The organism is Methylohalobius crimeensis 10Ki, from assembly GCF_000421465.1.
In the GTDB taxonomy this organism is placed as follows: domain Bacteria; phylum Pseudomonadota; class Gammaproteobacteria; order Methylococcales; family Methylothermaceae; genus Methylohalobius; species Methylohalobius crimeensis.
The window spans coordinates 1-6,837 of the sequence record NZ_ATXB01000003.1 but is presented as its reverse complement, the minus strand read 5'-3'; the positions used below and the strand labels follow the sequence as shown (position 1 = coordinate 6,837).

The 6,837-nt window shown below is 58.9% G+C and carries 7 protein-coding genes and 1 pseudogene; 2 read left to right on the top strand and 6 right to left on the bottom strand.

Features of this window, described 5'->3' with window-relative positions:
• The 6 genes from H035_RS0117330 to H035_RS0117310 all read right to left on the bottom strand — a co-directional run.
• Nucleotides 1-2,372: DUF927 domain-containing protein (locus tag H035_RS0117330; protein WP_022950216.1), on the bottom strand; the 2,372-nt coding region annotated here is incomplete at its 3' end.
• Between the two features lie 86 nt (nucleotides 2,373-2,458).
• The gene (locus tag H035_RS22080) at nucleotides 2,459-2,707 is read right to left on the bottom strand and encodes a hypothetical protein (RefSeq protein WP_022950215.1); all 249 of its coding nucleotides are present in this window, start codon (nucleotides 2,705-2,707) and stop codon (nucleotides 2,459-2,461) included.
• Nucleotides 2,707-3,468, bottom strand: coding sequence for a zinc finger domain-containing protein (locus H035_RS22075; RefSeq protein ID WP_022950214.1), 762 nt, complete (start codon nucleotides 3,466-3,468; stop codon nucleotides 2,707-2,709). Before H035_RS22075 ends, H035_RS22080 begins: the two co-directional genes overlap by 1 nt.
• Before the next feature lie 479 nt (nucleotides 3,469-3,947).
• A complete protein-coding gene (locus tag H035_RS0117315) occupies nucleotides 3,948-4,316 on the bottom strand; it encodes a hypothetical protein (RefSeq protein WP_022950213.1) in 369 nt (122 codons plus the stop codon).
• Entirely contained in the window at nucleotides 4,313-4,408 is a 96-nt protein-coding gene (locus H035_RS22830; RefSeq protein ID WP_152486107.1) for a hypothetical protein, read from the bottom strand. The genes H035_RS0117315 and H035_RS22830 overlap by 4 nt, the downstream gene beginning before the upstream one ends.
• Nucleotides 4,405-5,379 (bottom strand): IS481 family transposase, encoded by a 975-nt coding sequence (locus H035_RS0117310; RefSeq protein ID WP_022950212.1) that lies wholly within the window; start codon nucleotides 5,377-5,379, stop codon nucleotides 4,405-4,407. Before H035_RS0117310 ends, H035_RS22830 begins: the two co-directional genes overlap by 4 nt.
• Nucleotides 5,380-5,503: 124 nt before the next feature.
• Here H035_RS0117310 and H035_RS0117305 point away from each other — a divergent pair, with 124 nt between their 5' ends.
• Complete coding sequence (locus tag H035_RS0117305) at nucleotides 5,504-6,082, top strand: hypothetical protein (RefSeq protein WP_022950211.1); 579 nt, start codon at nucleotides 5,504-5,506, stop codon at nucleotides 6,080-6,082.
• Between the two features lie 296 nt (nucleotides 6,083-6,378).
• Nucleotides 6,379-6,837, top strand: a pseudogene (locus H035_RS0117300) (IS481 family transposase); the annotation flags it as partial.

Sequence of the window (6,837 nt, the reverse complement as noted above, 5' to 3'; positions counted from 1 at the left end):
CGAAACCAGCCGGCGCGCTCCTTGGGAGGGTCGTTGTCCTCGCGTTCGAACCTTGCTTCATGCCGTAGGATGAATGCCTGAAGATTCACAATCCCCCGTTCCCCTTCGGTGGCGGCGGAATGTCCGGACTGCCAGGTTCGATAGGCCAAGCGCGCGGCCTCGATGGCTTGGCCAGGCCTCCAAGGCAGAAGGCCATGCTTAATGGCCAGCTCGCCGGCACAGGCGGCCAGGGCGAAGCGTTTTCGGACGCGCACCGCCTCCGGGGTGGCCGCGGGACCAATGGCCTCGGGGTCGAAACCGCGCCAGGCTTCGGCCATTTTTTCCGTAGTGACGGACTCAATAAACCGGGGGCCGGCATGGCCGAAATGGTGGGCGAATGCCTGTTTCAGATGATCGACCTCCCCACCATCGCGGAACAGGGGTGCGCCATCGATGGGGACATCCGCCAAGCGCACCAGCTGCCCGCCACGCACCTGCCGGCCTTCCTGGGCGGCGTATTCGGCGGCGGGCAGTTCGCCGGCGCTGAGAATCAGCACGCGCCAGGATTTGGCGCGCCGTAAACCACCTCCGACATTGGCGCGCCGGCGTCCGGAACCGGACATGATGCGGTAAATGGTGCGGCCGAAATCCCGGGTTTCCGATTCGCCGATCTCATCGACGATCAGCGGCAAATCGTTGAAGCATTCGGCGGTGGCTTCCAGTCCGTTATCGGTGGCGTTCCATCTTTGAATATAGGCGGCCGCGCCGCCGGCTTGCTGAGGGTCCGCGCTGTTGCCCCAAACGCTGGCGGCGGCTTGCAATAAGGTGGTCTTGCCCCGACTGGTGTTGCCGTGGAAGTGAAAACCGCCGGCCTCCACTTCGACCAGGTGACGCATGGGGGCGGCCAGGGCGGCGCAAACGGCAAAACGCACCAGGGAAGGGGCCTCGGCCACTGCCCATTGCCAGGCGTCGAACGTACCGCCGCGGCAAAAGGCATCGGCGGCGGTGTGCTGGTCGTGGGGTTGGTAGACGATCCGCTCCCCCTCGGGCGCCTTCAGGGTTCGATCCGGCAGCACGAAGGCCTGCCCGTGCCAACCGGTGACGGTGGCGGCGGTCAGGCGATCCTTAGGCGCGAAGGCCACCAGATATTGAAGTAAGGGGGTTTCCTTTCCGGAGACGATGGGAAGCCCACCCTCGGCCAGCAGTTGGGCGATTTCCCGGCCGCCGGTATGAAACATACTGGCGGGGATGGCGCGCTCATGTCGGTGGCCGTCGTGGTCCTCCCAAACCACCAGCCGCCCCCAGGATTCGCGCCTGCCGTCGCGGCTCAAGGCCTCCACCCAGATCGGCCGATGGGCCAGGGGTTGGGGTTCGCCATCGTCCCGAAGACGGAATACACCCCGGCGGTTGAGTAGGTGGCCGAAGGGGGCGGGGGGAATCCCCACTGCTTGCGCCACAGCCCCCTGTATTTGGGTTTTGACCGTCTCCAGTCCGGCGATTCCAGCCAGGTCGTTGAAATCCGTCGGCCTGGTGTCGGTATCCACCGCGCTGAAATCCGGCACACACCACGCCGCGCCAACGGCATCGGCGGCCCCTCGCGCCTTGGCGGCGCCCGGGTTGCCCTCGGTCCACTGGTCGTTGTCGCCGGCAATGACGATACCCGCCTTGGGGTATTGCTTCCGCAGGGCCTCGGCCACCGGTTTAAGATTCCCCGCGTCGAAGGCGGCAAAGGTCGGTAGACCGGTCGCCTCGTGGAGGCTGGCGGCGGTGGCGAAGCCTTCACAGATCACGATGCACTCGGGGGATTCCGGCAAGATGAGCGGTATGGGGAAGAAACAGCCGCGCTTTTTTCCTCCAGGGAGGAAACGCTTGTCTCCCTCACCGGTGATGGTTTGCAGCGTCCAGAGGGTGCCCCCGGCATCGATGCCCGGTATCACCAGCTTGTCGCCGTCCATCTTCGCGCCGTTTGGCCGGATCCGCTTCCGTTCCAGATAGGGATGATCGGCTTCGGCGGGTTTGGCTTCCCGCCATCGGTTCGATGCCCGGACGCTGACATCGGATTGCCGGCGTTCAATTTCCTGTTGCCGTTGTCGCTGGATTTCATCCAACCGTTTGGCGTGGGCGCGGCGTTCCTCCTGGTTCATTTCGGCGCGGTCCTTGGCGCACCAGCTTTGTGTGATGCCAGCGCGCCAGCAGCCGAAGGCGCCGGCCGGAATGCCATCCAGATGGAGCACATACCAGCCGGCGTCATCGTCCCGCTTGCCGGTGGTGGGAAAACGGTGAATCCGGCCGTCCGCATTAACTTGTTCCGGTGCGGGCAAGCCTGAATCCAGGATGGCGCGGCGGAATCGTTCAATATCTTGGGGATGGGTGGGGTATAATGTGTTGGTCATGGATGTCTTCGGCATATCATGGCTCCGATTGATATGAATTTTTTTGTAGCCCCATCCGCACTTGATCCGGATGGGGCTTTTTGTTTTTAGCGGCGAATGATGACTCGGATGGCCTCCAGGTTCGCGGATAGTTGCTCTCCGATTGCATTCAGCATCGACGAGTCCATGCCGGGAAAATCCCCGATCGCCAGCATATCGGCTATGGCTGCCGTGCGATCCAGCAGCGAATATATTGCGTCGTGGCGTCCCATATCCGCCGCCATCGGCGAATCGCTGCCCGCAATTAGGGCCAGGAGCAGTTCGTGTTCTTGGTCTGTTCTTTTTTGTGAGGTCATCACACACCTCCCCCCAGTTCGGCGGCCAGATGATCGGCCAGGGCCCGGCGCGCCCGGGCCAGAATCTCGGCAGCGTATCGGGCACCGCCACGGTCGAATCCTTGCTCGCGTAAGTCGCTTTCAATCTCCGATACCGCGATGATGCTACGACGCAAGCAATCCAGGCGTGCGATATCGTGGGATGACATTTGCGCGCGGCCTGTCCCCTGGCAGCTCGTGCATAACAACGAATTGGTGATGTCGCTGAGAGGATCGCAGCCGGTGCCTCGGCAATCTTCGCAATCATCGTGGTTGAAATCTGGATCCGCGCCGCTCCCTCGACAGGTCGCGCATATGGACGTATAGCGGACAGGTCCCGACGGCAGATCCCGAGATCCGTGGACGTGGCCGCTCCCGCCGCATTCTGGGCATTCCTGGCCCGGGCCTCGGTAGTTGGCCGGGATAATGTGACCGGTGCCGTTGCAATAGGTGCATCTGGTGGTGTCCTCGGCTTGCTCCAGCGGGGACGGCACCACCCGTCCATCCCGGGTTATCCAGGGGTAGTCATCGCCGTAGTAACCGGCTCCGGTCTGATCGCATTCGACGAAGCCTTGGTGGCCGTGGGCCTCAAATTCACGCTTGCCCTGCTCGAATGTCAGGCCGCGCATGATCGCCAACGGGCCATCGGGATAGGCCGCTCCGGTCGAGTCGTAGCCGCGATAATAGGTGAAGGTTAAGAGTTGGGGCTTGCGCGCAGTGGCGCGTTGGATTGAATTAGGCATGATTTGCCTCCGATAGTTTTGAGTTGCGCAATCGACCACCATTAGGGTGGCCGGGTGTCACTCTCGGCCTATCGAAGCCGCCGCCATTATTCCCGCCGAAGCGGTCTTGTATTCCTGGCTGTCCACCCGACCATGAAACTGGTCGATCATTCTGGGGGGCAACAAAAAACCGCGCTGACGGGGCGGGGCTGCCGTCGATAGTTTTGAGAGTGGCTTCAGGATAGCCCCGCCCTTTGGGGGTGTCAACAAAAGAGGGAAACATTCGCTTCTTCCTTTCAGGGCGCTATAATGCGCCCTGGGTGATGTGATGGTTATCCGGAAAGACCCCTTTGAGTGTGCCGCTCGGAGGGGTTTTTCGTTTTGGGAATGGCTGATGGCGGAGACGCAAAATGACCGATAACAAGCGGGTCGTCCATCCATTCTTGAACGCGGTGACCGCGTTGACGGTTTTTCCCTGGAGCAATGCCCGGCCGACGGCTTCAAGTTGGGTCTTTTAGTCGATATGCCTCCTCCTCCATGTCCCATGGACTCAGCAGCTCTTGCTCTAGACGGGATATTTCCGTATCGATCCGTTGGCGCTGAATACGCAAAAAGCCCAGAAAGCGCAGTTTTTTGGTGTATTCCTGGGTGATGGTTTCTCCCGGGAATGCGGTCAATTCGCCCCACTCCGGGAAACCTGAAGTCAGACTTCGGTAATAGCGGTACAAGGTGCCTAGGGGAATGTCATAACCATGTTTCGCAAGCCACTCGCGATGCTGCTTGAGGGTATGGTTTTCATTCAGCAGGCGCTCGTTAAGCCGGGCCAGAATATCCGGGGGGAGCTTCCTTTTAACGGAGCTGTTCATCATGCCGCAGCCTCCCCGGTATGCGTCCGTGTACGGCGCTCAATGAATGCGTCGATGTCCTCTTGGCGGTAGCGAACGCGGCGGCCGCTTTTCACAAAGGGTAGGTGTCGTGTCCCGGATGATTGACGACACGTTTATGAAACAAGTGTGGGTGTGACCTTTGCCAATTTTTCAGGGCTTGCACTGGATGAATATGCCCCAAGGCTTTCTGAGGCACTTGATGATTGTACAACCAGACGTATCGTCGAAGGGTGGTTTCCAGTTCCTCTCCGGAGCGGAAATGATACGTACGCAGGATATCGGCAATACGCCCGTTGAATCGCTCCACCATGCCGTTGGTTTGAGGCCTTTTGGGGCGGATGAGTCGATGCTCGATGCCCAGTTCCGTGCACAGTTGATCGAAGACGTGCTGTCCGGTCGGGGTCCGTTCACCCCGGGTGACAAAGCGATCGGTGAATTCTTTTCCGTTATCGGTAAGAATCTTTTCGATCTTAAACGGCGCGGTCTTGGCCAGCGCCGCCAGAAAATGCCGCGCATGGCGGGCGCTTTTGCTGTGATAGAGACGCACAAAGACCCAACGCGTGGCCCGATCGATGGCCACAAACAGATACCGCCGCCGGGTTTCATCGGCCATTTGGGGCAAATATTTGACGTCGATGTGCACAAAGCCGGGGACATAAGCTTTGAAGGCTTTCGCCTTAGGTGGGCTTTTATCCGCCGGCGGTCTGCGAGACACCCCGTGTCGCTTGAGCATCCGATGCAACGAAGCGCGGGTCAGGGTCGGATGAATGAATTCCCGCACCACCGCCAGCAAGTCGTCCAGGGACAAGTCCAACTGCTGGCGCAGCACCAACACCACCTGCTCTTGAGCCGGCGTCAGGGTCGTGGGCAGCCGGTGCGGGGTATGCGGCAAGTCTTCCACCGAATCGCGTCCCTTCCAGCGCGCGATGGTTTCCACCGTGACGCCAAAGCGCTTGGCCAACACCGTATTCGGTTCCGTACTCGCCTGGATCAAAGCGCGGATTCGGGGCGTGGTCGTCGCGTTTTTGTGCAGTCTTACTTGCATCCTGTCACCTCTCGCATGATGTCTCTGGCCATCAGTAAACCACACCGACGGCCTATTAGGGAATCATCCGTGACACGACACCTATGCGAAGAGGGTTTTATCTGCCGCCGGCCACTTGCTCCAAATGAAGGACCGTGATATTCGGATTGAAGGCTTGATTAAGGATACCGATCTGAAGGTTTATCCGCTTGGTTTGATTAATATCGCACTGGAGTTTTTTCCGGATTTATTCCCCGCGATTGTGTACCAGCCAGGCATCCCTATGGAAACTAAGATGCAAGCAATCAATGAAAAAACACTGTCCCTGGATTGGCGTTTCGAGGTGTTGACGCGATATGCGGAGATTAACGCCAATGCATTTTATGCCGCCCTGAAGTTGTTTGAAAAAAAGATCGCGGATTCGGAGATGTTTCCCGCCCCCTTGGTGCGGTGGTACATCGAATGTGGACAGAAAAAAAAGCCGCCTTCCAAACGCCGCGGGAGGGAAAAACTATATAAAAACCGGAATAGGTTTATCTGTGGTGCTGTGTGGAACTTACATTACTATTTTGGGATTCACCCCACCAGGAACGATTCCCGCGAACCTGAGACATACCCTAGCGGTTGCGACATAGTTTCACAGGCCATCAAGGAGTTGGGTATCGACTGCAGCATCAGAACATACGGCGCCGTCGAATCAGTATGGAAAGACAGAAATAAATAGCGCTATCGCGGCATCGGCCGAAAATCCACATTTTTCCGTTTTTATTGCCTATGCGGTCTGCCGAAATTTTTGCGATGTTACTGCTTTACTTCGAAAGCAACTTGGGAGCAGTTACATGGCATCGAGACTTATCACGTCACATGAAGCCGCCAAGCAGTTGGGTGTATCTCCGCGCACACTCTCGGTTTGGCGTTGTACCGGACGCTATAACCTACCTGTCGTGTCACGGATGATTCCCTAATAGGCCGTCGGTGTGGTTTACTGATGGCCAGAGACATCATGCGAGAGGTGACAGGATGCAAGTAAGACTGCACAAAAACGCGACGACCACGCCCCGAATCCGCGCTTTGATCCAGGCGAGTACGGAACCGAATACGGTGTTGGCCAAGCGCTTTGGCGTCACGGTGGAAACCATCGCGCGCTGGAAGGGACGCGATTCGGTGGAAGACTTGCCGCATACCCCGCACCGGCTGCCCACGACCCTGACGCCGGCTCAAGAGCAGGTGGTGTTGGTGCTGCGCCAGCAGTTGGACTTGTCCCTGGACGACTTGCTGGCGGTGGTGCGGGAATTCATTCATCCCACCCTGACCCGCGCTTCGTTGCATCGGATGCTCAAGCGACACGGGGTGTCTCGCAGACCGCCGGCGGATAAAAGCCCACCCAAGGCGAAAGCCTTCAAAGCTTATGTCCCCGGCTTTGTGCACATCGACGTCAAATATTTGCCCCAAATGGCCGATGAAACCCGGCGGCGGTAC